This window comes from Streptomyces sp. NPDC050509 (assembly GCF_044457965.1).
Lineage (GTDB): Bacteria > Actinomycetota > Actinomycetes > Streptomycetales > Streptomycetaceae > Streptomyces.
Genome location: NZ_JBITHL010000009.1, coordinates 165,386 through 191,637, shown reverse-complemented (window position 1 = coordinate 191,637; position 26,252 = coordinate 165,386). Strand labels below are relative to the sequence as shown.

General features: G+C 70.8%; 22 protein-coding genes and 2 pseudogenes. 11 read left to right on the top strand and 13 right to left on the bottom strand.

What is annotated here, in order from left to right; translation table 11 throughout:
- Positions 1 to 28 precede the first annotated feature (28 nt).
- The 4 genes from ACIBJC_RS25860 to ACIBJC_RS25845 form a co-directional block, all read right to left on the bottom strand.
- A complete protein-coding gene (locus ACIBJC_RS25860) occupies positions 29 to 1,486 on the bottom strand; it encodes a class E sortase (protein WP_399296324.1) in 1,458 nt (485 codons plus the stop codon).
- Positions 1,483 to 2,121: an aminodeoxychorismate/anthranilate synthase component II gene (locus tag ACIBJC_RS25855; RefSeq protein WP_329828242.1), complete on the bottom strand. Its 639-nt coding sequence runs from the start codon at positions 2,119 to 2,121 to the stop codon at positions 1,483 to 1,485. Before ACIBJC_RS25855 ends, ACIBJC_RS25860 begins: the two co-directional genes overlap by 4 nt.
- Positions 2,118 to 2,291: a hypothetical protein gene (locus ACIBJC_RS25850; RefSeq protein ID WP_329828241.1), complete on the bottom strand. Its 174-nt coding sequence runs from the start codon at positions 2,289 to 2,291 to the stop codon at positions 2,118 to 2,120. Before ACIBJC_RS25850 ends, ACIBJC_RS25855 begins: the two co-directional genes overlap by 4 nt.
- 113 nt (positions 2,292 to 2,404) lie before the next feature.
- Complete coding sequence (locus ACIBJC_RS25845; RefSeq protein WP_399296321.1) at positions 2,405 to 3,196, bottom strand: DUF881 domain-containing protein; 792 nt, start codon at positions 3,194 to 3,196, stop codon at positions 2,405 to 2,407.
- A 138-nt stretch (positions 3,197 to 3,334) separates the two neighbouring features.
- Between ACIBJC_RS25845 and crgA the strand changes: the two genes are divergently transcribed.
- On the top strand, positions 3,335 to 3,592 hold the full coding sequence (gene crgA, locus ACIBJC_RS25840) for a cell division protein CrgA (protein WP_329828239.1): 258 nt from the start codon (positions 3,335 to 3,337) through the stop codon (positions 3,590 to 3,592).
- A gap of 279 nt (positions 3,593 to 3,871) precedes the next feature.
- On the opposite strand, the gene ACIBJC_RS25835 is transcribed toward crgA, so the two are convergent.
- Together ACIBJC_RS25835 and ACIBJC_RS25830 are read right to left on the bottom strand one after the other, a co-directional pair.
- On the bottom strand, positions 3,872 to 4,777 hold the full coding sequence (locus tag ACIBJC_RS25835; RefSeq protein WP_399296318.1) for a rhomboid family intramembrane serine protease: 906 nt from the start codon (positions 4,775 to 4,777) through the stop codon (positions 3,872 to 3,874).
- A 173-nt stretch (positions 4,778 to 4,950) separates the two neighbouring features.
- A complete protein-coding gene (locus ACIBJC_RS25830) occupies positions 4,951 to 5,478 on the bottom strand; it encodes a peptidylprolyl isomerase (protein WP_399296317.1) in 528 nt (175 codons plus the stop codon).
- A gap of 212 nt (positions 5,479 to 5,690) precedes the next feature.
- Here ACIBJC_RS25830 and ACIBJC_RS25825 point away from each other — a divergent pair, with 212 nt between their 5' ends.
- Positions 5,691 to 6,428 carry a DUF5324 family protein gene (locus tag ACIBJC_RS25825; RefSeq protein ID WP_399296315.1) on the top strand — a complete coding sequence of 246 codons (738 nt, stop codon included), beginning with the start codon at positions 5,691 to 5,693 and terminating at the stop codon, positions 6,426 to 6,428.
- A 91-nt stretch (positions 6,429 to 6,519) separates the two neighbouring features.
- On the opposite strand, the gene ACIBJC_RS25820 is transcribed toward ACIBJC_RS25825, so the two are convergent.
- The gene (locus tag ACIBJC_RS25820; protein WP_399296313.1) at positions 6,520 to 6,903 is read right to left on the bottom strand and encodes a DUF6344 domain-containing protein; all 384 of its coding nucleotides are present in this window, start codon (positions 6,901 to 6,903) and stop codon (positions 6,520 to 6,522) included.
- A 262-nt stretch (positions 6,904 to 7,165) separates the two neighbouring features.
- Here ACIBJC_RS25820 and ACIBJC_RS25815 point away from each other — a divergent pair, with 262 nt between their 5' ends.
- The 7 genes and pseudogenes from ACIBJC_RS25815 to ACIBJC_RS25785 all read left to right on the top strand — a co-directional run.
- A complete protein-coding gene (locus ACIBJC_RS25815; RefSeq protein ID WP_399296311.1) occupies positions 7,166 to 8,473 on the top strand; it encodes an MFS transporter in 1,308 nt (435 codons plus the stop codon).
- A 20-nt stretch (positions 8,474 to 8,493) separates the two neighbouring features.
- Complete coding sequence (locus ACIBJC_RS25810) at positions 8,494 to 12,294, top strand: hypothetical protein (protein WP_399296309.1); 3,801 nt, start codon at positions 8,494 to 8,496, stop codon at positions 12,292 to 12,294.
- Between the two features lie 353 nt (positions 12,295 to 12,647).
- Positions 12,648 to 14,060: a family 2B encapsulin nanocompartment shell protein gene (locus ACIBJC_RS25805; protein WP_399296307.1), complete on the top strand. Its 1,413-nt coding sequence runs from the start codon at positions 12,648 to 12,650 to the stop codon at positions 14,058 to 14,060.
- A gap of 121 nt (positions 14,061 to 14,181) precedes the next feature.
- Positions 14,182 to 15,456, top strand: a complete 1,275-nt coding sequence (locus tag ACIBJC_RS25800; protein WP_399296305.1) for a family 2 encapsulin nanocompartment cargo protein terpene cyclase — start codon at positions 14,182 to 14,184, stop codon at positions 15,454 to 15,456.
- Between the two features lie 17 nt (positions 15,457 to 15,473).
- Complete coding sequence (locus ACIBJC_RS25795; RefSeq protein ID WP_399296303.1) at positions 15,474 to 16,355, top strand: geranyl diphosphate 2-C-methyltransferase; 882 nt, start codon at positions 15,474 to 15,476, stop codon at positions 16,353 to 16,355.
- 322 nt (positions 16,356 to 16,677) lie between these two features.
- Positions 16,678 to 16,803, top strand: a pseudogene (locus ACIBJC_RS25790) (ABC transporter ATP-binding protein); the annotation flags it as partial.
- Positions 16,804 to 16,975: 172 nt separating this feature from the next.
- Positions 16,976 to 17,315 (top strand): annotated as a pseudogene (locus ACIBJC_RS25785) (ABC transporter permease); the annotation flags it as partial.
- An 80-nt stretch (positions 17,316 to 17,395) separates the two neighbouring features.
- On the opposite strand, the gene ACIBJC_RS25780 reads toward ACIBJC_RS25785, so the two are convergent.
- A complete protein-coding gene (locus ACIBJC_RS25780; RefSeq protein ID WP_399296301.1) occupies positions 17,396 to 18,763 on the bottom strand; it encodes a helix-turn-helix domain-containing protein in 1,368 nt (455 codons plus the stop codon).
- A 308-nt stretch (positions 18,764 to 19,071) separates the two neighbouring features.
- On the opposite strand from ACIBJC_RS25780, the gene ACIBJC_RS25775 reads away from it, so the two are divergent.
- A complete protein-coding gene (locus ACIBJC_RS25775) occupies positions 19,072 to 19,614 on the top strand; it encodes a DUF4232 domain-containing protein (RefSeq protein ID WP_399296299.1) in 543 nt (180 codons plus the stop codon).
- A 243-nt stretch (positions 19,615 to 19,857) separates the two neighbouring features.
- On the opposite strand, the gene ACIBJC_RS25770 is transcribed toward ACIBJC_RS25775, so the two are convergent.
- Together ACIBJC_RS25770 and ACIBJC_RS25765 are read right to left on the bottom strand one after the other, a co-directional pair.
- The gene (locus tag ACIBJC_RS25770; protein ID WP_399296297.1) at positions 19,858 to 20,538 is read right to left on the bottom strand and encodes an ABC transporter substrate-binding protein; all 681 of its coding nucleotides are present in this window, start codon (positions 20,536 to 20,538) and stop codon (positions 19,858 to 19,860) included.
- 285 nt (positions 20,539 to 20,823) lie between these two features.
- Positions 20,824 to 21,930, bottom strand: a complete 1,107-nt coding sequence (locus ACIBJC_RS25765; RefSeq protein WP_399296295.1) for a ferric reductase-like transmembrane domain-containing protein — start codon at positions 21,928 to 21,930, stop codon at positions 20,824 to 20,826.
- Positions 21,931 to 22,231: 301 nt separating this feature from the next.
- Here ACIBJC_RS25765 and ACIBJC_RS25760 point away from each other — a divergent pair, with 301 nt between their 5' ends.
- Positions 22,232 to 22,933 carry a DJ-1/PfpI family protein gene (locus ACIBJC_RS25760; RefSeq protein ID WP_399296293.1) on the top strand — a complete coding sequence of 234 codons (702 nt, stop codon included), beginning with the start codon at positions 22,232 to 22,234 and terminating at the stop codon, positions 22,931 to 22,933.
- A 23-nt stretch (positions 22,934 to 22,956) separates the two neighbouring features.
- Here ACIBJC_RS25760 and ACIBJC_RS25755 read toward each other — a convergent pair whose 3' ends face one another.
- From ACIBJC_RS25755 to ACIBJC_RS25745, 3 genes are read right to left on the bottom strand one after another with little or no spacing between them, the layout of a single operon-like run.
- Positions 22,957 to 23,490, bottom strand: a complete 534-nt coding sequence (locus tag ACIBJC_RS25755) for a copper chaperone PCu(A)C (RefSeq protein WP_399296291.1) — start codon at positions 23,488 to 23,490, stop codon at positions 22,957 to 22,959.
- A complete protein-coding gene (locus tag ACIBJC_RS25750) occupies positions 23,487 to 25,781 on the bottom strand; it encodes a heavy metal translocating P-type ATPase (RefSeq protein WP_399296289.1) in 2,295 nt (764 codons plus the stop codon). Before ACIBJC_RS25750 ends, ACIBJC_RS25755 begins: the two co-directional genes overlap by 4 nt.
- On the bottom strand, positions 25,778 to 26,005 hold the full coding sequence (locus ACIBJC_RS25745; RefSeq protein WP_399296287.1) for a hypothetical protein: 228 nt from the start codon (positions 26,003 to 26,005) through the stop codon (positions 25,778 to 25,780). Before ACIBJC_RS25745 ends, ACIBJC_RS25750 begins: the two co-directional genes overlap by 4 nt.
- Between the last annotated feature and the right edge of the window lie 247 nt (positions 26,006 to 26,252).

The following is a 26,252-nucleotide window of genomic DNA, read 5'->3' as shown; positions in this document are numbered from 1 at the left end:
CGCTCGGACCCCGCGGGCGCCGCCGGCCTCAGCCGACGAGCGCGTCGGGCTTCCCCTTGCTGCGCGGCCGCTCGTCCACCATCTTGCCCCACACGATCATGCGGTAGGTACTGGTGAACTCGGGGGTGCACGTCGTCAGGGTGATGTAGCGGCCGGGCTTCGTGAACCCGGACCCCGGCGGCACCGGAGTGATCACGCCGACGTTCGACGGCGGCGTCTGCGGCAGGATGCTGGCCATGTCGTACGTGTAGTACGCGTCCTGGGTCTCGACGATGATCTCGTCACCGGGCTGCAGCCGGTTGATGTAACGGAACGGCTCACCATGGGTGTTGCGGTGCCCCGCCACCGCGAAGTTGCCCTGCTTGTCGGAAGGCATCGCCGTCTTGAGGGAACCCTCCGCGTAGTGACCGACCATGCCGCGGTCCAGGACCTTCGGCTTGCTGATGCCCTCCGCGATCGGCACCACGACGTCCAGCTTCGGGATGTGCATGATGGCGAAGCCCTGCCCCGGCTCGAAGGCCCCGGGCTGCCGCCCGGCCGCCCAGCCGCTCTGGATCTTGTCCGCCTCCTTGCCGGCGTACTGGCCGGCCTGGATGTTCGTCCACCAGAGCTGGTACCCGACGAACAGCAGCATCAGCACACCGAAGCTGATGAACAGCTCACCGATCGCCCGGCTCGCGATCACGGCGGGGCTCTCCTTGCGGGCGCGCGCCGCGCGCCGCGCCTCGACCCGCGAGAGCGGCGCGGAGAGCGGCCGGGAGAGCGCCGCCCCGTCGGGGCCCGTGGCCGCGTGCTCCGCCTCGTTCCCGCCGCTTCCGGGGCCGTCCTCGTCCTCCGGCGCCTCGGCGCGCCTGCGGCCCCTGCCGCCGCCCTTGGCCGCCGCCTTCCGGCGCTCCGCACGGCCGCCCGTACGGGGCTCGGGCGACGGCGGTCCCGTGACGGCCGGCGGCAGCAGCCCCGGACCCTGCGCGGGCCCCGGTTCCACCGCCGGCATGGGCTGCGTCACGAACTCCGCCGCCGCGGCCGTGGATATGGGCGCCGCCGCGGGGACCGGCACCGCCTGCGGCGGCTCCGCCGCGTACTGCCGGTAGTAGTCCCCGGACCACTCGGGGCCGGGCCCGGGGCTCGCAGGAGGCGGTACGGGGCCGGGAGGAGGCGGTACGGGGCCCGGCGCCGCCGGTTCGTCGCGTCGCGGCCCCCGGTGCCGTCCCTGCCGCTGCGCCGGCGGGCGGGGCGGCTCCTGTCTCTCCGGCCGGAGAGACGACGGGGAGGGGGCCGGGGACGGGGACTCCTGCCCCGGCAGCGGATCGTTCAGCGGGTCGGCGAGACCGTCCACCGCCGCCTCGAACGCGTGGGCGTCCCCGTACACGCCCGGCTGGAACCCGTCCGGTTCATATCCGTCCGGTTCATACCTGTCCGGTTCATACCTGTCCGGGCCGTACGCGCCCCCGTAACCGGCGTCGTGTTCGGGGCGCAGTGCGGTCACGCGAGCGCCTTGCCCACCACCGGCGCCAGTCCCGTCGAGCGGTTCACCGCGCCCGGATCACCGCACTGCGCCAGCCAGTTGGCCAGCATCAGGTGGCCGTGTTCGGTGAGGACCGACTCCGGGTGGAACTGCACGCCCTCGACGGGCAGTTCACGGTGGCGTACGCCCATGATGATCCCGTCCTCCGTCCGCGCCGTGACCTCCAGCTCGGCCGGCAGCTCGGACGGCTCGGCCGCGAGCGAGTGGTAGCGGGTCGCCGTGAACGGCGAGGGCAGTCCGGCGAAGACGCCCTTGCCCTCGTGCGTGACGAGCGACGTCTTGCCGTGCAGCAGCTCGGGGGCCCGGCCGACGACCCCTCCGTACGCCACGGCCATCGACTGCATGCCGAGGCAGACGCCGAAGACGGGCAGGCCGGTCGCGGCGCAGTGGCGCACCATCTCGACGCAGACACCGGCCTGTTCGGGGGTGCCGGGGCCGGGGGAGAGCAGGACGCCGTCGAAGCCGTCGTCGGCGTGCGAGGTGGCCACCTCGTCGTTGCGCAGGACCTCGCACTCGGCGCCGAGCTGGTAGAGGTACTGGACGATGTTGAAGACGAAGCTGTCGTAGTTGTCCACGACGAGGATGCGCGCGCTCATCGGGCCGCCCCCGCTCCGTCGACCGTCACGTCGTTGAACGGCAGCAGCGGCTCCGCCCACGGGAAGACGTACTGGAACAGCACATAGACGACGGCGAGCGCCAACACGAGCGAGATCGCCGCCCGAATCAAAGCGTTGCCCGGCAGATGCCGCCAGATCCAGCCGTACATGCTGTCCCTTCCGTTCGGTACCGCACCAGGCGGTACGGCACCAGACTAAAGGGCCACGGGGGCGTGTGGGCGGTGCATGAGCGAGCTGCGGCCAGGTTCGGGCTTGGTCTTCGTCACTCGGCGGGGGTCGCGTAGTGGAGGTCCACCGTGCCCGAGTAGCCGGGGAGTGTCTCTTTGCGCAGCTCATCGACTTTCCAGCCGAGGCCGTACGCCTTCACGTACAGCTCGTAGTTCTGGATTGCGGGTGAGTTGTCGAGCGCCTTGCGGAGTTCGGTCCGGTCGCCGACGGCGGTGATCTTGTACGGGGGCGAGTAGACGCGGCCCTGGAGGATCAGGGTGTTCCCCACGCACCGGACGGCGCTGGTGGAGATCAGCCGCTGGTCCATGACGCGGATGCCCTCGGCGCCGCCCTGCCACAGCGCGTTCACCACCGCCTGGAGGTCCTGCTGGTGGATGACGAGGTCATTGGGCTGCGGCTCTGGGTAGCCGGGGTTGGCGGTGGCGTTGGGCGGGGCGTCGTCGAGGGTGACGGTGAGGCCGGGGCCCGTGACCTGCCGGGTGCCCGCCGAGGTCTCCAGGGCGCGCAGCTCGGCGTTCTCGGCCTCGCTGGTGCCGTGGTCGCGGCTGACGAGCCGGTCGTTCTCCCGCCGTATCGCGGCGGTGGTGTCGCCCAGCTCGGCGTTCTTCCGGTCGCGCTCGTGGATCAGGTCGGAGAGCTTGAGCAGCGAGGTGTCCGTACGGATGTTGGTGCCCTTGGCCGTGTTGAAACTCGTGACGAAGATCAGCCCGGCGAGGGCGAAAACGGCGGCCGTGAGGACCCGCACGGGGCGTCTTCCCGGCCCGCGGTCCGGCGTGTGTCCTGGCCGAGGGACCGGCCCTGGGGGAGAGTCGGCTGAATTGCTCAACGTACCCTTATCTCCTTAGGCGCCGCGGAAGCACTACGCTAACGGACGCCCGGGGGCGGTGGTTCCCCCTGCTCTCCGCCCCGGGACCCGTTACAGTCCCCTGCGCGGTCACGCAGCGCATCGACAGGAGAGTCCCTCGTGCCGAAGTCACGTATCCGCAAGAAGGCCGACTTCACGCCGCCCCCGGCGGCGAAGCAGGCGACCGCCATAAGGCTCACCAACCGGAGCTGGGTGGCTCCGGTGATGCTGGCCCTGTTCCTGATCGGGCTGGCGTGGATCGTCGTCTTCTATGTGACCGAGGGCGATCTTCCGGTGAAGAGCTTCGGTAACTGGAACATCGTGGTCGGGTTCGGCTTCATCGCCGCCGGCTTCGGTGTCTCCACCCAGTGGAAGTAGCGGCCCCGACCGCTCCGCGTCAAGCTCTCCCCATGCTTGTCCACATTGTTATCCACAGGCAGGGGAAAAGGTCAGAAGATCTGTGGATAACTCCACGGGTGGTTGACGCCGGTGTGACCGCCACGGTCCCTCCGATGATGTGATCGCCCCTTGTCTCCGCTGGTCAAACCCATACCGGCGACAAGGGGCACGCATGTTCCCCACAGGATGCACAAGATCCGGCACACTCTGTGGACAACGTGGCCACAGGTCCGTCCCACGAGGCGTCCCGGACGCTCTTCAGGTGAGCTGCAGCGTCCTGGCCACGATGATCCCGATCGTCGCCAGCAGCACCAGCCCGCACGTCCCGTACTGCACCAGCGTCCGGTGCGCCCGGGGCGCGTGGACCATGCCTATGGCGATCGCGACGCCCGCCACCAGGCCGCCGACATGCGCCTGCCAGGCGATGCCGCTCCAGGTGAAGGTGAAGAGCAGGTTCAGCGCCAGCAGGGCCAGGACCGGCCGCATGTCGTAGTTGAGCCGGCGCATCAGGACGGCGGTGGCGCCGAGCAGCCCGAAGATGGCGCCGGACGCACCCAGCGAGAGCTGGTTGGGCGCGGCGATCAGATACGTGAGGGCGCTGCCGGCCAGTCCGGAGAGCAGGTAGAGCGCCAGATAGCGGCCACGGCCGAGCGCGGCTTCCAGCGGACCGCCGAGCCACCACAGGCCCAGCATGTTGAAGGCGATGTGCCACACCTCTTCGTGCAGGAACATCGAGGTGACCAGCCGGTACCACTCGCCGTTCGCGACCCCGACGAAATGGCCGTCGTCGAAGGCGGTGCCGATGAGCCCGAGGTCGATCGCGAGCCGGTCGTGGTCGCCCACGGCGAGGACGGCGACGAAGACGGCGACATTGATGCCGAGCAGGATCTTGGTGAGCAGCCGGGGGTCGGCGGCGATCGTGCCGCCCGCGAGGGTGCGCGGCTGGTTGGCGGTGGCGCCGTGCCCCGTACCGGAGCCCTGTCTGACGCAGTCGGGGCACTGGAATCCGACGGAGGCGCTGATCATGCACTCGGGGCAGATGGGCCGCTCGCAGCGCGTGCAGCTTATGCCCGTCTCCCGGCCGGGGTGGCGGTAGCAGCTCGGCGGGCCCTGGGTGACGGCGGGCTGGTCCTGGCCTCCGTGGCCTCCTGGCGGGTGGTCCATCGGGTCCCCTCGGTCTTCGTGGCGGCGGGCTTCGTTTCGGCGGGCGGTACGCAGCGCGCCGCCCCGCCCGTCCGGTAGGTAATGACCTGGTCGTAACCACTACGGACGGGCGGGGCGGGAAGGTTCCCGGATGGCGGGAACCGGTCAGCGACGGCTGTGTCCGAGGATCGAGGTCAGCGGGTCTCGACGACGACCGACTCGATCACGACGTCCTGGAGCGGGCGGTCGGTGCCCGGGTTGGTCGGAACGGTGATGATCGCGTCGACGACCTTCTTGCTCGCGGCGTTGCCGACCTCGCCGAAGATGGTGTGCTTACGGTTCAGCCAGCCGGTCGGCGAGACGGTGATGAAGAACTGCGAGCCGTTGGTGCCCGGTCCCGCGTTGGCCATGGCCAGCAGGTACGGCTTGTCGAAGGCCAGTTCGGGGTGGAACTCGTCGGCGAACTCGTACCCGGGGCCGCCGGTGCCGTTGCCCAGCGGGTCCCCGCCCTGGATCATGAAGCCCTTCATCACCCGGTGGAAGACGGTGCCGTCGTACAGCGGGTCCGTCCTCTTCCTGCCGGTCGCGGGATCGGTCCACTCGCGCTCGCCCTGGGCGAGTTCGACGAAGTTCTTGACCGTCTTGGGCGCGTGGTACGGCAGGAGCCGCAGCTCGATGTCGCCCTGGCTGGTCCTGAGGGTGGCGTAAAGCTGCTCGGCCACGATGTGCCTTCCGTGAGTCGTCGCTGACGCTCCCGATCCTCGCACGGCCAGGGGGAGGTGAGGCCGGAGGAAGGAGCGGCGGACATGCCGGAAGGACGGACGTCCGGGATGACACGGATGCCCGTAACGCATGCCGGGATCGTCACCGGCAGGCATGATCTCGAAAAGGGTGGATAGGCGAAATACGGAACGCCACCGAGGAGGATGATCCTGTGACCCGCATGGACAGCGTGCGCGCCGCTACTGGTTCGGCCAAGGAGAGCGTGCAGCACGCCGCGGAAGTGGTGGCCCCTTACGCCGACACGGCAAAGGAGCAGGCCACTCTGGCCAAGGAGCAAGCGGCCCTCTACGCCCGCGAGGCGCGGGTACGGCTCGCGCCGACGATGTCAAAGGCAGCCGAACAGGCTCGTGTTCAGTACGGCGCCCATGTGGCGCCTCGTGTACCCCCAAAGATCGATGACGCGGCTCACCGTGCCGCCGTACGCACCCGCAGGGCCGCCCGTCAGGCGGCGGACTACACGGTGCCGCGGGTCGGGCAGGCGGTGGCGACGGCACAGCCGGTGGCGGAGCAGGCAGCGGCGCGTTCGACGGCGGCGCTGGCCGCCCTGCGCGGACAGGTCACGGCGAAGGAGATCCAGAAGCTGGTGCGCAAGCACGAGCGGCGGGCCAGGGTCGGCCGGGTCGCCAAGGGCCTCGCGGTCCTCGGTGTGGTGGCCGGTGGGGCCTTCGTGGCGTGGAAGTGGTGGGACAAGCAGGCGAATCCGGACTGGCTGGTGGAGCCGCCGGCCGCTACGGAGGTCTCGGAGCGTGCTCCGCTGACGTCGGTGGACGGCAGTCCTCTGACCGGTAGCCATGTGGTCGATCCGCTCGATCCCGAGGTGCAGGCGAAGCAGGCCGAGACGGAGGCCGAGGCGGCGGAGCGGGACCGGAACCGGGGCGACCGCCCCTGAACGTGACCGCCGCAACCGTGGGAGCCGGAATCGTGACCGCCGCAACCGTGGGAGCCGCAACCGTGAGCGCCGCGAGGGGCGTGCGGGCGCCTCACGCCGCGACGAGGGCCGCGTCGGCGGCGTGAGTGCCGTCGTCGTCATCGCCCGGAAGGGTGGTGGTGAGGGCGGGCAGGTGACGGACCGACGGTGACGAGCCGTGCGCCTCGGCGCGGATGCGCTGCTTGATCGTGGGCGGCAGGGAGCGGGCCCGGGGCAGGGCCCTGGGCAGGGTCGCCCTGGGCGCCGGTAGGGCCACGGCGGCGCGGTGCGCGGCGGCGGGCGCCGGCGCCGGGCGGTCGGCGGCCCGGTCGGTGGGCTGCGCGGCGCCGGCGACGGTGGTGGCGGCGGCCGGGGTGGTGAGCCCCAGGGAGGCGAGCACCGCGAAGAACGCGGTGAGGAAGACGGTCCACAGTTTCTTGACCTTGAAGGCGGCCATGACCCCTCACTTTCGGATGAGTGCTTCGGATGGGGATTCGGGTGGGGACTCGGATGGGGGTTCGGATGTGCTTCGAGTTGCGCTTTCGGTCGGGTCGATCTACATACCTTCCTCATGATGTGTACGCATCCTGAGATTCCGAGGAGCTACGCCGCCGCTGCGCAGTTCTTCGGATGAACACCACTCGTACGGTCCAACCGGGCCCCGAAATCCCCCGGCGCAGCACAATCCCTCGGCACAACGGCGTGTAGGAGGACCAGCCATGGCCCAGCGGACCGTCGGCGCCGCCACGAGTGAGGCCACCGGCCGGGAGGAGATCAGCTCCCAGCAGTGGAGATGGTCCGTCCTTGCTGGTATGGCGTCCTACTTGGACGCGGGATCCATCGTGGCTCTCGGCGCCGGACTCGCCCTGTTCCAGTCGTATCTGCATCTGAACAGCACAGTGGTGGGCGCGCTCGCCGCGATCGGTCCGAACGCGATCGGCTGTGCGATCGGGGCATTCATCGGCGGCCGGCTGGGCGACCGTCTGGGCCGTAAGCGCATCTACAAGTACGACCTGCTGGTGTACGCGGTGGGCGTGCTCTGTGTCGCACTGTCCTTCGACTCCGTGATGCTCTTCCTCGGGGTCTTCGTCATCGGCGTCGCGGTCGGCGCGGACGTGCCCACCTCGCTGGCGCTGGTCGGCGAGTTCTCGCCGCCGAAGTCGCGCGGCAAGCTGCTCGGTTTCACCCAGGTGGCGTGGTCGGTGGGGCCCGTGGTGGTCCTGGTGCTCGCCCTGGTGCTCGCCCCGCTGGGTCTGCTGGGCATCCGGATCGTCTTCCTCCATCTGCTCGTCGTCGCCCTGGTCACCTGGGCCCTGCGCCAGGGGCTCACGGAGTCGCCGCGCTGGCAGGCCGCGTCGGCCGCCGCGGCGGCGGCCGGGACGACGGCGCGCCACGGCCTGCGGGACCTGTTCTCCGGCGCCCATCTGCGGGCGCTGGTGTGGACGGGGAGCATCTACGTCTTCTGGGGGCTGGCGGCCGGGACGGCGGGCATCTTCACGCCGTACTTCGTCAAGACGCTGCACGCCGGGGGACAGGCGGCGGGCGTGGCGCTGTCGTGCGGGGGCTTCGTGATCAGCATCGCGGTGACGGTGCTGGTGTTCATGCGGCACGCCGACGGGACGCACGCGACCCGCAGGCTTATGTGGGCGATCGGCTCCGTGGCGCAGATCGTGGCGTACGCGCTCTTCCTCTTCCTGCCCTTCACGATCCCGGTGATCGTCATCAACATCGTGCTGTTCAGCGCGGGCGGCGCGCTGGCGGGCGAGGCGTTCTACAAGGTCTTCAGCCAGGAGCTGTTCCCCACCATGCTGCGCGGCACGGCGCAGGGCTTCACCTTCGGGGTGGCGCGTATGTGCCTCGGCGTCTGGAGCTTCTTCGTACCGACGCTCGCGCAGGTCGGGCTCGGCGTCGTGGGTGGTCTGCTCTCGGTGTTCCTGCTGATCAGCGGGGTGGTCGGGTACTTCTTCATGCCCGATACCTCCGGCAAGACGCTGGAGATGATCGAGGCGGAGCGTGCCACGGCATGAGCATGGGCAGGAATGCGGACATGATCCAGGAACGGGGCAGGACCGAGGGTGCGGGCACCGGCGTGAGCGCCGGTGCGGGCGAGCTCCTGGCCCGGTTCACCGATCCCGGCGCGGAGTACACCCCGCTGCCGATCTGGTGGTGGAGCGGTGCGAAGGTCACGCGGCAGGGGCTGCGGCGGCAGATGACGGAGCTGGTCTCGCAGGGCGTGCGGCAGGCCGTGGTGATGTGTCTGGCGCCGACGGGGCCGATGTTCGGCTCGCTCGCCGACGATCCGCCCTTCCTCAGCCCGCGGTGGATCGAGCTGCTGGACGGCGCCTGCGAGGACGCGCGGGAGCTGGGCTTCCACCTGTGGATGTACGACCAGATCGGCTTCTCCGGCGCCAATTTCCAGGGCCGGCTGACCGCCGTACGCCCCGAGTTCGCCGGGCTCGCCCTGCACCGGGGGGCCGACGGGGTGATCGAGGAGCGGGTCAGCGGCTTCGACTACTTCGGCGCCGAGGCGTGCGCGGCGCTGCTCGACCAGGTGCACGGCGAGCTGGAGCGCCAGGTGGGGCGCTGGTTCGGCACGGTCATCCCCGGGTTCTTCCAGGACGAGCTGCCGCCGATGCCGACCTGGGGGCGGGACTTCGCGGCCACATTCGAGAAGGCGTACGGATACGACCTGCTGCCGCTGCGCTCCGCGCTGTTCGCGGGCGACCGGAGCGCCGGGGGCGCCCGGTATCTCGGGGCCGCGAGCCGGGACGCGGCACGGGTGCGCCGGGACTATCACGCGCACCGGGCCACGCTGGCGCGCCGGGCGTTCTTCGACCCGCTGGACGACTGGTTCGCCGAACGGGGGCTGCTCTGCGGCTTCGACCAGGCGTCCCCGGCGCGGGAGGGCGACCCGGTGGGCGGGGTGCTGCTGTACGGCGACTACCTGGGCACCCACCAGGGGTACGGGGCGCCCGGCAGCGACCACTGGGGCGACCCGAAGGCGCACAGCTCGCTGGCGCACGCGCACGGCGGTCCGCGTACCTGGATCGAGGCGTTCCACTCCTCCGGCTGGGGCGGCACCCTGGAGGAGACGTACGACTGGCTCGCGCCCTTTCTGCGCCGGGGCGCCAACCTCTACGATCCGCACGCCGTGTACTACTCGACGGCCGGCGGCTGGTGGGAGTGGGCCCCGCCGTCCACCTGCTGGCGTCAGCCGTACTGGCCCTCGTACCACCAGTTCGCCGGGGCGGTGACCCGGCTCTGCTCGGTGCTGTCGGCCGGTACGCATGTGTGCGACACGGTGCTGCTCACCCCGACCAGCACCGCGCAGGCCTATCTGACGCTGGAGGGACCGCTGCCGCCCGCGCGGCGCGCGGTCGCCGCGTACCACGAACTGAACGGGGTGAGCGCCTGGTTCGCGGAGCGCCGCGGGGTGCTGGAGCGGGCCGGGACCGACCACGACACGCTGGACGAGGCGACCGTCGCGGGCGGCACGGTCACCGCCGACGGGGGGCTGCGGATCGGCCACGAGACGTACCGCAACGTGGTGATCCCGGACGCCGCGCTCGTCGACGGGGCGACGGAGTCGGTCCTCGCGGAGTTCGCGCGGGCGGGCGGCCGGGTGGTCCGCGTCGGCCGGAGCCCGGTGGGCCCGGCGCTGGCCGGTCTCGCGGTACGGGTCGGCTCCCCGCAGGAGGTGCCGGGCGCGCTGGCGGCGGGGCCCGTACGGGTGCGGACGGATGTGCCGTATCTGCTGCGGCGGCTCGGGGACACCTGGGTGGTGATACTCGCCGCGCACGACGAGATCAGCGGTACGAAGGCGCCGATGGTGCGTCTGGAGGGGCTGGACCGGCACGACTGGGCGGACGCGGGCTTCCCCTGGGACGAGTACTGGCGCCAGTTGCGGGAGGACGGCTATGTCTTCGTGCCGCCGGGCGACCGGCGCGCGCGGATCACGGTCGAGGGCCTGCCGCCGCTGCGGGCGCAGCGCTGGGACCCGAGGACGGGGGCGCGTACGGAGCTGACGGTGGCCGACGAGGGCGACGGGGCCTTCTGGACGGTGGACACGGACTTCGCGGACGGTCCCGTGACCCTGCTCGTGCTCGGCGCGGAGCTGCCCGACGCCACCCGGGAGCCGCTGGGCGAGCCCGTGGGCCACACCACGGTCGAGGGGCCGTGGCGGGCGCGGGCCCGCTCGACGCTGGACAACACGTACGGCGATCTGGCCGCCGCCGACCGGACGGGCGTCCTGCCCGTGGAGGTCTGGCGCCTGGAACACCGGGCCGACGGCGCTCCGTACGGGGACACCTCCGGGGACGGTGCCGCGGTGGCGGCCGGCTGGCAGCCGGTGGTCGCCGGTTACGGCCCGTTCGCCGAGGTCCGCGACCCCGACTCCACGTGGCGGCCCGCCCGGTGGTCGCTCTCGCGCGGCATCCACAAGGACCCGGTGCACCAGGGCCCGCTGGGCCCCAAGGGGTACGTACCGGAGGAGTTCCTCGACTGGCGCCAGGTGCCCAGGGGCGGGACCGTCGCCGTACGCACCCGGATCGGGCTGCCCGGACCCGCCGGGGACGGGGCGGAGCGGTATCTCGCCGTGGGGTCGGGCGCCGCGCGGCGGGTACGGGTCGACGGCGCCGAACTGCCCGCGGAGGGCGCGGGGTACCAGTCCTTCAGCCTCCTGCCCGCGCACACGGCGGGGCGTACGGTCGAGCTGGAGATCGAGTTCACGGCCGAGCGCGACGGGCCGCTGCGGGCCTCCTTCGCCGTGGTCACCGACCCCGCCGCCTACCGCAGGCCGGAGTGGCTGACCGGTGCGGAACCGACCCGTACCTTCCGGCTGGCGGAGGTGCCGGACGACGCGGAGATCCTGGTCGGCTGCGAGGGCGCCTGCACGGTGCTGGTCAACGGCGTCGAGGTGGGCCGCCAGGGCGACTTCAACCCGTACCCGGGGCACCGCGAGGTCCGGGTGCACCCCTACGACCTGCGTACGGTGCTGCACCCGGGGGAGAACACGCTGACGCTGCGGCTGGGCGAGGGCGGGGCGGCGACGGTGGATTCCCGCTGCCTGGACGTGCTCAGCGGACCGGGCTGGGACGCGGCCGCGCCACGCCGGCACCACCCGCGCGACCCGCGCTTCCTCTGCGCCCGGGTCAGGCCGCATCCGCTGCCGGGCGCGAGCTGGCTGGAGCCGGGGGCGGCGCAGGACGGTGTCGTCCTGCCGCTGGTGCCCCGTTCCACGGCATCGGACCGCCCCCGGACCGAATGGCTCCGCTTCCCCGCGCCGCTGGGGACGACAGCGCTGCGCATCCCGACCGGCCTGGCCGTGGTGGTGACGGCCGCGGACGGCACCTACCACCCGGCGGCGGACGGCCGGGTCCGCTTCCCCGCCCCGCTGCCCGCCGGGACGGAGGTCCTGCTGCGGATCACGGCGACGGACGGCCGCAGCGGCGGCGCCCTCCTGGACGCGGCGATCGAGGCCGAGGTCACCGAGGCCCCGGCGGAGCTGGTGGCCTGGGAGGACCTCGGGCTGCGCGCCCTGGGCGGCGAGGTCCGCCACCGTACGGTCTTCCACGCACCGCCCGGCGGGCGGGTGGTGCTCGACCTGGGCGAGGTACGCGGCACGGCCGATGTGGTGGTCAACGGCGTGCTGGTCGACCAACTCGTCTGGGGCCCCTGGCGCACCGAGATCACCGCCGCCCTGCGCCCCGGCGAGAACGACCTGGAGATCACGGTCCGCTCCACCCTCGCGGGCTACCTGGACGACGCGTCCCCGACGAGGGCCGTCACCGCGGGCCAGGTGCGTACGGGCCTCTTCGGACCGGTACGGCTGGTGCGGTACGGCGCATGACGGGGTTCACGCTGCCGCGAGGGGTCTCACGCTGTCGCTGGTGGGTCTCACCGGGGCAGGGGGGCAGTAGCGGACGGCCCCGTGGTCGTTGGGCTCCGCGGGGCAGGTCGCGGCGCGGCGGCAACGTGCCGCGCACGCCCGAATACCGATAACCATCCGGGTTAAACCTTTCCCCGGAATGATCATCGCATCGAGTTAACGCCACCGGTTTTTCTGGACCAACCGGGTGCACCGGCCGTTACTGTTCCCTGGCATCTCGACGGATTCCCGGATGTTCACCCCTTTCCCCTTCCCTCTTTCCCGGTGCCGCGCAGCCCCGTCGGCCACCGCCTTCACGAAGGAGAGCGCGCCCGATGACTGTTGAAACCGGCCAGGAAGCACCTCTGGAACTGCCCCGGCAGTCCAGCCTGGGCACGGCGGCGGCCCGCAACCTCGCCACCACGACCAAGTCCGCCCCGCAGATGCAGGAGATCTCCTCCCGCTGGCTGCTGCGGATGCTCCCGTGGGTGGAGACCAAGGGCGGCGCCTACCGGGTGAACCGCCGGCTGAGCTACACCGTCGGCGACGGGCGCGTGGAGTTCGTCCAGGACGGCGCCGTCGTCCGGGTGATCCCCCGCGAACTCGGCGAACTGGCCCTGCTGCGGGGCTACGGGGACCTGGAGGTACTGACCGCGCTCGCCGGACGGTGCGTCCAGCGCGACTTCCGGGCCGGCGAGACGCTGGCCGAGCACGGCACGCCCGCCGAGCGGATCCATCTGATCGCCCACGGCCGCGTCAGCCAGAGCGCCCCCGGCAAGTACGGCGAGGACGTCGCCGTCGCCGTACTCGCCGACGGCGAACGGTTCGGCGAGAACGCCCTGCTGGACGCGGACGCCCGGTGGGAGTCCACCGCCACCGCCGAGACCGCCGGCACCCTGCTCACCCTGTCCCGCGCCGACTTCGCCGCCGTGATGTCCGCGGCGCCGGGCCTCCAGGCCCATGTCGAGCGGTTCAGCTCGCTCCCCCTGCAACGGCAGAATCGTCACGGCGAGGCCGAGATCGCCATGTCGGCCGGCCACACCGGGGAGCCCGCACTGCCCGGCGCGTTCGTCGACTACGAACTGAAGCCGCGCGAGTACGAACTCTCCCTCGCCCAGACCGTTCTACGGGTCCACACGAGGGTCGCCGACCTCTACAACGGGCCGATGAACCAGACCGAGGAGCAGCTCAGGCTCACCATCGAGGCGCTGCGCGAGCGCCAGGAGTACGAGCTGATCAACAACCGGGAGTTCGGTCTGCTCCACAACGCCGCCTTCAAGCAGCGCATCCAGACCCACGCCGGCCGGCCCAGCCCGGACGACCTCGACGAACTGCTCTGCCGCCGCCGCGGCTCCAAGTTCTTCCTCGCCCACCCCAAGGCGATCGCGGCGATCGGGCGCGAGTTCAACCGCCGCGGCCTCTACCCGACCCATGTCGACCTCGGCGGCCAGCAGGTCCCGGCCTGGCGAGGTGTCCCGATCCTGCCCTGCGGCAAGATCCCCATCACCAAGGAGAAGACCACCTCGATCCTCGTCATGCGCACCGGCGAGGACAACCAGGGCGTCATCGGTCTGCGCCAGACGGGGCTGCAGGAGGAGTACGAGCCGGGCCTGTCGGTGCGGTTCATGGGGATCGACGAGAAGTCGATCATCTCCTACCTGGTCACCACCTATTACTCCGCCGCCGTCCTCGTACCCGACGCGCTCGGCGTGCTGGAGAACGTGCAGATCGCCGGCAAGCACGACTAGAGCCTCTCGTTCGGGTCTCCCTCCCCGGCCCCGCCACCCGCCCCCTCCGGGGCGGGCCGGCCGAGCATGCCCGAAAAGCCCCGCCCCCTCCCCCCACACGCCCGCAGTCAAGGAGCCATGGATGCCCGACCCTGAGCTCTCCCCCGTGCGATCGAGCCTGCCCACGGCCGCTTCCCACTTCGGGGCGTACGTCCTCGCCGACGCCGCCCGCGCCCTCCAGGCCGCGGCCGACACCCAGCCCCCGGTGTCCCCCTTACCCGCCCCGCCCGCCGTGGACGTCCCCGCCGCCGACCTGCGACGGATCCTGGGCGGCCCCAGCGGCCTCGGTACGGCGAGCCTGCGCTTCGCCCCGCGCGAGGCGCCACCGGCGCCTCCACCCGCACTCTCCTCCTCCGCACTCCCCTCCTCACCGGAGGAAGGCAGCCCGATCCCGGGCCTCTACCACCACCCGGTGGCGGCGCCCGACCCCGTACGGGTGGAAGAGGTCAGCCGCCGGATCAAGGCCTGGGCCGTGGACGAGGTCGACCTGTTCCCCGAGGACTGGGAGGACCAGTTCGACGGCTTCTCCGTGGGGCGCTACATGGTCGCCTGCCACCCGGACGCCCCCACCGTCGACCATCTGATGCTCGCCACGCGCCTGATGGTCGCCGAGAACGCGGTGGACGACTGCTACTGCGAGGACCACGGAGGCTCGCCCGTCGGCCTCGGCGGACGCCTTCTGCTGGCGCACACCACCCTCGACCCCCTGCACACGACGGCGGAGTACCAGCCGCAGTGGGCGAGGTCGCTCCATTCGGACGCGCCGCGACGCGCCTACCGCTCCGCCATGGAGTACTTCCTCCAGGAGGCCGGCCCCTCCCAGGCCGACCGGTACCGGCACGACATGGCCCGGCTGCACATGGGATACCTCGCCGAGGCCGCCTGGGCCGAGCAGGACCACGTCCCCGAGGTCTGGGAGTACCTGGCGATGCGCCAGTTCAACAACTTCCGCCCCTGCCCCACCATCACGGACACCGTCGGCGGCTACGAACTCCCCGCCGACCTGCACGCCCAGCCCGCCATGCAGCGGGTCATCGCGCTGGCCTCGAACGCCACCACCATCGTGAACGACCTGTACTCATACACGAAGGAGCTCGCGTCCCCCGGCCGCCACCTGAACCTGCCGGTGGTGATCGCCGAACGCGAGAACACCTGCGACCGCGAGGCCTACCTCAAGGCCGTCGAGGTCCACAACGAGCTGATGCGCGACTTCGAGACCGCCGCCGCGGCCTTCGCCGCCGCCTGCCCCGTCCCGAGCGTGCAGCGCTTCCTGCGGGGAGTGGCCGCGTGGGTCGACGGCAACCACCACTGGCACCAGACCAACACCTACCGCTACAGCCTGCCCGACTTCTGGTAAGAAGAATGGATTCACCTGTGACCAGCACCGAACTCACCACCGCCGGCTCCTCCGTCTTCATCCCCTCCCCGGCGACGCCCTATCAGGGGGACATCGCCCGCTACTGGGACGGCGAGGCGAGGCCCGTCAACCTGCGGCTCGGCGATGTCGACGGCCTTTACCACCACCACTACGGCATCGGGGACGTCGACCACGACGCCCTCGGCGACCCCGAGAGCAGCGCGTACGAGAAGAAGCTGATCGCCGAACTCCACCGCCTGGAGTCGGCACAGGCCGAACTCCTCCTGGACCACCTCGGCACCGTCGACCGCGACGCCACCCTCGTGGACGCAGGCTGTGGCCGCGGCGGCTCGATGGTGATGGCCCATCAGCGCTTCGGCTGCACGGTCGAGGGCGTCACCCTGTCGGCCAAGCAGGCCGACTTCGCCAACCGGCGCGCCCGCGAACTCGGCATCGACGACCACGTCCGGGCCCGCGTCTGCAACATGCTCGGCACCCCCTTCGAGACCGGGCAGGCCGCGGCCTCGTGGAACAACGAGTCGTCCATGTACGTCGACCTGGACGACCTCTTCGCCGAGCACTCCCGCGTCCTCGCGACCGGCGGCCGGTACGTGACCATCACCGGCTGCTGGAACCCGCGGTACGGCCAGCCGTCGAAGTGGGTCTCCCAGATCAACGCGCACTTCGAGTGCAACATCCACTCCCGCCGGGAATACCTCCGCGCCATGGCCGACAACCGCCTCGTCCCCCAGGCCGTCGTCGACCTCACTCCCGCGACCCTGCCCTACTGGGAGCTGCGGGCGACCTCCTCACTGGTCACCGGTATCGAGGAAGCCTTCATCAACTCCTACAAGGACGGCTCCTTCCAGTACCTCCTGATCGCGGCCGACCGCGTGTAGGCCAGGTCCGGTACCACCGTTCCGGTCGGGCTGAGGCAGGAAGAGCCCTCGGCCGACACCCGGCAGCGGCACGGCAACCCTTCCGCCGGGTCCCGGTTCCCCTCCGCCAGGGGCGACCGGGGCCCGGCGGTGGCGGTGGCGGTGGCGGTGGCGGTGGCGGTGGCGTATTCATGCGTCGGTGCCGCGTCGATCGACCGGCCGCCCGGAGTCCGCGCACGGGGGTTGTGCCCACCCTCGCGAGGGGCCCAGCACCCGTGCCCTTCGTGCCCGCCGCCGGAAGGACGGAGGTCGCCGGAAGGACGGCGGTCGCCGGAAGGCCTGCGGCACCACCGTCGTCGTCATCACCCACGACCGCGAGATCGCCGCGTCGCTCCCCCGTCAAGTGCAGGTACGAGACGGTCGGATCGTCCGGGACACGGCCGCCGAAAGGGTGGCGCAGACATGCTGAGGACCGGCCGTCTGAGCCCCCGCGACGTCGTACGCACCGGTGCCGGTGGCCTGCGCGCCCGCCCGATGCGGGTGTTCCTCTCCGCGCTCGGCATCGCCATCGGCATCGCCGCCATGATCGGTGTCGTCGGTATCTCCACCTCCGGTCACACCGAACTGCGGCACACCCTCGCCTCCATCCGGTACCGCTCGCACCCGAGTTGGACTCCGCCGTCCCCGCCGTACGCGACGTTCTCGCCGCCACCGCCAACCCCCGAGGCCCCGACCGAGGTCACGGTCTCCCGCCCCTCGGACGCGCTCGCCGCGAAAGGCGCCACGGACCAGGCGTTCACCGGCCTCATGCTCGGCCTGGGCGGGGTCGCCCTGCTGGTCGGCGGCGTCGGCGTGGCCAACACCATGGTCATCTCCGTCCTGGAACGACGGGCCGAGATCGGCCTGCGCCGCGCACTGGGCGGCCGCCGGGGCCACATCCGCACCCAGTTCCTGGCCGAGTCCCAGATCCTGGCCGGCCTCTACCCCGCGTTCCGTGCTGCCCGGCTGCCCGGCTCCCCCGACGGAAGCCCTGGCCACACCGTGAGGAACCGTGGCGAGCATCAGTTCTCCGCCACCCTGAACCACTCGGTGCCGCCGAGCAGGAACTCGTAGACGGGACGGCCCCGACTGCCGCTGGTGCGGAACGGTTTTCCGTGGTCGTCGATCCGCGTGGTTCCCTGACGGCCGCCGCTGGACCACTGCAACTCCACGTACCACTTCACATCGTGGGCACGGGCATGGGCGGTGATGTACAGCACCTCGGGATCGGACTGGCTGACCTTGTAGGGAACACCGCGCTGGCCTGCCTTCGGAGCGATGGCGGGGTGGGCGGCGTCGAGATCCGTGTCGAACGACCTCGTCTCCACGCCTCCGCCGCAGCCCGACGCCCCCAGGTACGCGTTCCAGGCCGGGGGCGCGGTCGAGTCGACCACCCGGACGTGCAGGGACTCGATGACGACGGTCGCGTCCCCGGTGCCCTGGACGGTCAGCGCCACTCGCTGTGTGTCGGCGGCGATGGCGCTGTGCGCCGCCACCCAGCCCGGCACGTCCTGCCCCATCACCGGCGGCGAGACCTCACCGGGAGGCCGGTTGATCAGGTACTCCCCCTCGCACTGCGGGTCGTCCCAGGCATACGTGCGGGTGCTCACCGTCAACGGGACCGCCTCGCCGCCCCGGGCGGGGCTGTGCGCCGAGGTGTCCGTGCCGCGTGCCGACGGCTCGGCTTCGGACGTTCCGGGGGCCGGGGCCAGGGGCGAGGTGGGGGACGGGGAGAGGCTCGTACGTGTGGAGGGGCGTACGGAGGAGGACACGGACGCCGATGGGGGCGGGGCGGAGGAGGCCCCCGTGTCGGCCGGCCGGCCGGTGTCCGCCAGGTCCGTCCCCCGGTCCTTCGGGCCGACCGTGAGCGCGGTGGAGACGGCGACGGCGACGGCGGTGCCCGCCGCGATCAGGGCCCACCGCCGGCGGGCGCTCCGGAGGAACGCCGGCATGCGGCGAGCGGGGACAGCCGCCTCCGGCGACGGTTGGTCCGTGCGGGCCTGCGCGGAGGGCGGTTCCGGGTCCGAGCCGGGGGTGGACGCTCCGGGGATGGACGCTCCGGAAGTGGACGCTCCGGCCCGGTCCGCGGAGTCCGGTTCCGGGTCCGGGTCCGGGTCCGCCGCGGCCCGCCGGGCGCGTTCCCGTGCCGCGTCCGCCAGGACCCAGCGCCGGTGCAACTCGACCAGTTCCTCCGGGGTCGCCCTGCACACCCGGGCGAAGCGGGAGACGGCCGCGTTGTCGGCCGGTACTCCTTCCCCCTTGCAGTACCGGTGCAGCGTCGAGGTGCTCATGTGCGCCCGCTTCGCCACAGCCTCGTAACTCAGCCCGGACCGCTGCTTCAACTCGCGCAGCAGCGCCGCGAAATCAGCGATCTCCTCAGCCGCACCCACCGGTCCTCCATTCCGTTCGACATCCCAGGAAGGTCATGTTCGGCCTGGTCAGACCCAGTTGGCATATCCCAGCGTCCCGAAATTCCCGATGGAATGGCGGATGGGACGCCCCACGGCGCAGGCTCGGGTCATCTAAGCACGGTGCCGACACAGTGATCGGCCCGCTCAACCCCGCTTTCCCGGCCCGCGTTTCCGGCGTGCCACCCGCACGCCACGCGGCACGGCCGGGACAGGACAGGGCCGACCGAACGACACAGTTCACCACCGGAAGAAACGCCTTCCGGATGTTCAGAGAAAGCAGTCCATTCATGCGTATCGCCACTCGTTCCGCCTCCCGCGCGGCCGCCTCCTCCATGGTCGTCGCCGCGGCGCTCGCGTTCGTCGGCCTCCAGGCCGCCGGGCAGACCGCCTCCGCCGCCACGAAGGCGGCCGTCGTCACCTGCACCCCGGCGAACACCCAGTTGACCGTCAGCGAGGTGTCCCGCCCGATCAACCACCTGCTCCTCAAGGCCACCAACACCGGCACCCAGCCCTGCTACGCCTACTCCGCCCCCTACCTGAGGGCCGGCGCCGACGCCCAGGCCCCGCTGTGGTGGGCCGAGGAGACCACGCCGCAGGCCGTGGTGACGCTTGAGCCCGGCCAGTCCGCGTACGCGGGCATCACGACGTCCTCCCCTGACGGCGAGGGGGGCGGCAACGCGAAGACCCTGGGCGTGCTCTTCTCCGACAAGAAGGGCAACGCGACCGGCAAGGAGAAGACCCTGACGCTGCCGAACGGCGGTGTCTTCTTCAACAGCTCCGCCCAGGTCACGTACTGGCAGGACAACCCGGCGGACGCCCTCGTCTGGTAATCGCCGCCTGGTAGTCGCCCTCGCGTCCCACGACACAGCCGGCGCCGACGGAACCGCGTCCCGCCTTCACCGGGGGCGCGGTTCCGTCGGCGGCGGTACCTACGTCAGCCAGGACGACCTGATGGCGACCGTCCGGCGGCACTTCTTGGACGGATCAACACGGAGAGGGCTCCCGACTCGCGTTTCCGCAGGTCAGAAGCCCTCTCGATACGGTGGAGCCCAGGGGAGTCGAACCCGAAACCGTTACCTCTCCGACCTGCGGGAACGCCGGAGAATCGGACATTTAACCCCGTTTTCATCCCTCTGAGTCCTGCTGAGTCCTGCTTCATCCCGTACGATCAGGCTGCCGTGCTGACGCTCTCGCTCCACCGTAGGTGACGCCCTGAACGCCCGCGCGGCTGGTAGCAGACGGCCTACGAGGGTGTCCTTGCCGTGTCCGTAGATGAACTCGCAGCCACGCTCTGCCGAGACGCAGAGGTATCCGGCGTCACGGCCGTCGACCTTGCCGGAGACTGTGGAGACGACCTTGTCGAACTTGGACTTGGTGGTCCCGAACTCGGCGTTCGCACCGTCTTCGGCGTTGTAGAAGGCCGCGATCATCTTGATCCACTCTGCCGAGGCCAGGGCGTGTTCTTCCATCCGGTTCGACACGCTCACCCCCGGCAGCCCAGCGGAGCGAGCGTTGCTGACGTCGTCAAATCCCTCGCCGAATCCAGACATGAGGATGGCCTGCGTCTGGAGGCCGAGGAGCGCTTCGCGGTCGAGGTCCGTATATTCGCCGATCGACATCGGGTTGCCCACGTCCTTGACCAATCCGGCGTACCACTCGTCGGTCTTGGCGCTGCCGAGGAGCTGTCCGCCGAGGAGGGCGGTGTCGACGTGGTCATCGGCAGCCGGCCCAGGACCGGGCGTCTTCGCGTCCACGCGTTGCCGTCTCCCCAGTTCGAACAGCCCAATCCCTGCCTGAGAAGTCGTCGGCGAGGCTCGTCGGGTTCCCGGCGACTTCGGACGGGCGCGTGCCTGAAGTCGGCCATGGAGCTGAGGGACAGGATCGCAAAGGAGCCGGCGGAGCCCAGTAATTCTTCGGGAATCCCTTTTCGGTGAATTCACGGGAGTCGTTCCAGGGAATCTCCGGCTCCCTGGAACGGAAACCTTCGGCCCCAACTCTCCGAATTCGCCATGCGTCCGGCGGAGAATGCCGACGCGACGTCAGACCCGGTCGACCGTGTCGGTCGCCTGCTCCTCCGCGGGGGCTGCGGGCTTTGCCGCACCGGCCCGGGGCCGGAGCCTGAGAACCACAGCGACGATGGCCAGGGTGAACAGCACCAGACCCGCCCAGATCACCCACTTGTGCGGCCACGGCACCAGAGAGCCGTCCTTGGGTGACCGCCCGCCGTCCACACCGGTGACGATGACCGCCACCAGCCCCAGGATCGTGGCCACCACCACGATCCTGCCGAGCAGCCGCGCGCTGATCGGCAGCGCGACGTCGCGGCGCCGGGGGCCGCGCAGCCGCAGGCGTTCGCCCGGACGGGCCGGTGCCATCAGACGGGCCAGGAGCAGGACGGCGATCGGGATCTGCAAGGCCCACACCATGGTGCGGAAGGGGCCGTCGAACCACGCCTGGCTGCTGTAGAGCAGGGTGTGCCAGGCGCTGAGGATGTAGACCACGATGACGAAGCGGTGCAGGGCCAGCCACATGCGCGAACCGGTCCGGTGCCGCAGGTAGAAGGCGAGACCCAGCGGGATGGCCAGGTACATCGCCAGCAGGCCGATGAGGATGGCGACGCGGCCGGTGCCGGTCGCGTATCCACCGGGGACGAAGACGTCGACGAACGCGGTCCACACGCTGCGTCCGAAAGACCACTGATCCTGGTTGGTCTTGACCTGGTCGGTGAAGAAGAACAGCGCGTGCATGAACATCAGACCGATGGTGGTCAGGCTCGTGGTGCGGTGCCACTTCTCCAGCCGCGCCGCGGGCAGCCAGCCCCAGCGGGGTCTCGGCCCTGAGCGCATCAGCCCGAATATCAAGGTCCCGTAGGCCCACAGCATCGCCGACCAGCCGAACGCCTGGCACATCCAGTACATCCAGTACTCGCCGGCGTCCGCCATGTCCGGCATGAGTTCGACGGTCGCCGATGTCCCGTTCTCCACGCGGACGTAGAGCAGCCAGTAGATCAACAGGGTGGCCACCAGGGCCAGTGAGGCGTCCGGTACCGCGCCTCGCAGATCGGCGCGCAGACCGGCCCAGTCGAAACGGGCACGCTCCTTCCCCTGACGCGAAGGAGGCGTCACCGATCCCGAGGACTTCGCCATCACTCAACTCCGTTTCCCGTACGGCGTGTCACGGGCACCGATGGTGAACAACCCGCGGCAACGTTGGTCTGTACCACTCTTCCTGCGGTGGAGAGTAACGACGATTTTCCCGCCGTGGAAGACAGCGATCCGGACTCCGCATTTCATGGGCATTTGAAAAAACATCACTATCTCCGGGAACTTGTCGAAGGCGCTGAACGACTGGAGTCGACCGTCGAGCCGACCACTTGGTCGCACCCAGGAACTGGACGCGGATGTGTGCCGACACCTTGTGCAGATGATGAATCCAGGGAGGTCGGTCATGGAACGACGTACGTTCTTGCGCGCTTCGGCTCTGTCCGTCGGTGCGGCAACCGGAGTGGGGACGATGAGCGAGGGCGCGTCGGCGGTTTCGGCGGCGAATCCACTGCGGGTGCGGGTGCTGATGTTCGACGGCGTGGAGGAGCAGGACTTCATCGCCCCGGTCGAGGTGCTGGGGCTCGCCGGGCGGATGAGCGGCGGAGCACTGACGACGACGATGGTGACGACCGGCCGGCCGGCCACGGTCACCTGTACGTACGGAACGAAGGTCGAGGTGGCCGAGGGCTGGTCGCCGCAGGAGGCGGACGTGCTCGTGGTGCCGGGCGGCGGGTACACGGCCAAGGACGGGCCGGGCGTGAACCAAGTCATCGCGGACCGGGGATTTCTGCGCCGGCTGGCCGCCTCGGAAGCACTGCCGGTAGGGATCTGTACCGGCGTTATGGTGCTGTCGGCCGCAGGGCAGACCAAAGGGCGTAATGCCACCACCCACGCGGGTGCGAAGGCGGATCTGGCCGCCCAGGGCGCGACGGTGATCAACGCGCGCGTGGTCGATGACGGCGACCTGGTCACCGGCGGTGGCATCACCTCCGGGCTGGACGTCGCGCTCTGGCTGGTGGAGCGTTTCGTGGGCGCGGAACTCGCGCAGCGGGTGGAGACGGTGCTGGAGTACGAGCGGCGCGGGACGGTGTGGCGGCGGGCCTGAGCTGCGGGACGTGGTGCGCCCGGTCAACTGCCGGGGCGCACCACGGTCGCCACCGCTTCGACGCTGTCACTGTGCCGGAAGTGAAGAACGAACGGGACGGCGTCACCTTCGCTCCAGCGAGTCCCCTCATTGAGCGTGACCATCACGTCCAGGCCGTACGGCGACATGGTCAGAGCCGCCCCGGCGGGAACCGTCGCCGAGTCCGCCATCCCCATGAAGTCGGCGCCCCCTCCGTTGGTCTGGTGACGGCTCAGCATGGCCTCCGAAATGGCGGGGGATGTCACGGACACGAGGTCGTCGTCGGCGCCGCCCGTGTTCGTCACCGTGAAGAACGCCGCGGTCTCCCTGTTGTCGTTGTACGGAAGGAAGACGTGCGGGTCGGTGACCTCAAGGGCAGGCGGCCTGCCCGCCTGCCCCGCCCCGACCCACTGCGTCAGACCCGCCAGCGCCACTACGCAGGCCGTCCAAGGGATGAGCCCGGCATAGAAACCGTCGCGCAGCCGCTCGCGCGTGATGTTCCATCCCGTTGAGGTCTCGTGCGAGGGGCTGTCGGTCATCGCCGCTGTGCTCCTTGTTTCGTCCGCGCTCCGTTTCTCGGGGCGCGCGAGGGCCGCCAGGCGCGCAGCCGAAGGCTGTTGCCCACCACGAGCAGGGAACTCACGGACATCGCCGCGGCGGCGACCATCGGGTTGAGCCACCCCACGGCCGCGAGCGGCACGGTGACGGCGTTGTAGCCGAAGGCCCAGATCAGGTTGGTACGGATGGTGCCGAGGGTGCGTCTGGCGAGGCCGATCGCGTCGGCGACCGACTCGATGTCGCCGCGTACCAGCGTCACGTCGGCCGCTCCGATGGCGGCGTCAGCGCCGCTCCCCATCGCGATGCCCAGGTCCGCGCCCGCGAGGGCGGCGGCGTCGTTCACGCCGTCTCCGATCACCGCGACGCGGTGGTCCTCGTCGCGCAGCCGGCGGACGAGGTCGGCCTTGCCCTCGGGGGTGCAGCGGGCGTGTACCTCGGTGATGCCGAGTTCGGCGGCGACCGCCTCGGCTGTGGCCTCGCGGTCGCCCGTCGCCAGTACGGGGTTCACTCCGAGGCGCTTGAGGCGGTCGACGGCGCGGTAGCTCCCGGGGCGCAGGACGTCCCCCAGGGCGATGAGCGCCTCGTCCACCCCGTCGACCCGGACCCGTACCACCGTGCGTGCCGCGGCTTCCGCGTTCGACAGCGCCCGTGTCAGGGACTCCGCCATGTCGTCCCCGGGGGCGCACACCTCGACGTGGTGGCCGTCGACGAGACCGGTGACGCCGATCCCGGCGGTGGCGGCGAACTCCGTCACCTCGGGCAAGAGCACGTCGGGCCACGTGCGTTGGGCGTACGAGGTGACTGCGCGCCCGAGCGGGTGCTCCGAACCTCGTTCCACCGCTCCCGCCAGCCGGAGCACGGTCCGCTCACCGAGGCCGTCGGCGACCACCGTGACGTCGGTGACGCTCATGCGGCCCGTGGTCAGCGTCCCCGTCTTGTCGAGAACTACCGTGTCGATGTGACGCAGTGTCTCCAGCGCTTGGGGACCGCTGACCAGTACGCCCAGTTGCGCGCCACGCCCGGTCGCCGCCAGCAGCGCGGTGGGGGTCGCCAGGCCGAGTGCACAGGGGCAGGCGACGACCAGGATCGCGACACACGCGGTGACCGCTGCCTGCGGATCGGCTCCGGCACCGAGCCAGAAGCCGAGCACGGTGACCGCCAGAGTCAGTACGACGGGGACGAAGCCGCCCGCCACCGAATCGGCCAGCCGCTGGGCACGGGCCTTGCCTGCCTGGGCCTCGGTGACGAGGTGGGTGATGCGGGCGAGCTGGGTGTCCGTCCCGACCGCTGTGGCGCGGACGGTCAGCAGGCCCCCGGCGTTGACCGCGGCGCCCACCACTGCCTGGCCGGGGGCGACTTCGACGGGTTCGCTCTCCCCCGTGACCAGGGACAGGTCGAGTGCGGAACTGCCCGAGACCACGACCCCGTCGGTGGCGACCCGCTCGCCCGGCCGGACGATGAACTCCTGTCCCACGCGGAGCTGTTCGATGGGGATACTGCGGTCTTCGCCGTCGACCCGCACCGTCACGTCCTTGACGGCCAGTCCGGCGAGCGCGCGCATGGCCTGACCTGTGGCCCGCCGGGCCCTCGCCCCCAGGAATCGCCCAGTCAGGACGAACAGCGGTACACCGACCGCCGCTTCAAGATAGATGTGAGGTATCGCGTCACCCGCCGAAGGCAGAAACGTGAACGGCATACGCATGCCCGGATCGCCGGCACCGCCGAGGAAGAGGGCGTAGGTCGACCAGGCGAAGGAGGCCACCACACCGAGCGACACCAGCGTGTCCATCGTGGCCGCCGAGTGCCGCACTCCCGAGAGCGCACGACGGTGAAAGGGCCAGGAGCCCCACGTCGCCACCGGAGCGGCGAGCGCGAAGCAGAGCCACTGCCAGTTACGGAACTGGAGGTCCGGAACCATGGAGAGCACCAGGACCGGTACGGAAAGGAGCGCTGTCAGCGTCAGCCGCCTGCGCGCTTCGCTCGCCTCCTCGGAGTCGGGCTCCTCGGCCTGCTCCGAGCCGTCCTGGGGCTCGGGTGGCGCAGGCAGCTGAGCGGTGTAACCGGCCCGTTCGACCGTCACCACCAGGACCTCGGGGGTGATGTCCGCAGGATGGCTGACGCGCGCGTTGCCCGTGGCCAGATTGACCGTGGCGGTGACACCTTCGAGCTTCGCCAGCCGCTTCTCAACTCGGCCCACGCACGCCGCGCAGGTCATCCCGCCGACCAGGAGATCCGTGGTGACGGCCGCAGATCCCTTGGTCTCCGTGCTCATCGCCCGCCGTCCGAGTGCATACCGCCCATGTCGCCCATGTCACCGGTGTCGCCGCCCGGTGCGGTGTCGGACGGATCCTGGGGTCCGGTGCCGGTGGATTGCATGCCGGGCGCGACCGGGCCGACCGCCGAGCCGACCGCGAACGACACTCCGAGGACCACCATCAGCAGAACCAGGAACCCGGTCAACGCCGGCGGCGGCACGCATCGCTTCAGCAGCGCCACCGCTCGCTGGAGGGAAAGCCCATACCGGTCCGCCATTACTGCTCCAGAAAAGAGATCTCCGCCGACTGCCGCACAACCGGAGGGAATTCAGGGCCGTGGCGGTCGGCCCCGCGCACGCTCGCGATGCCATGCTGACATGAGGCGGACTCACGGGCCGCAGTTCCGCGGGCTCGTAATTGTGTGAGGATAATCCCGCCAAGTCGCGGGAACTCCGAGCACCGGGTGACCGACCATCACTGGAAGCGAG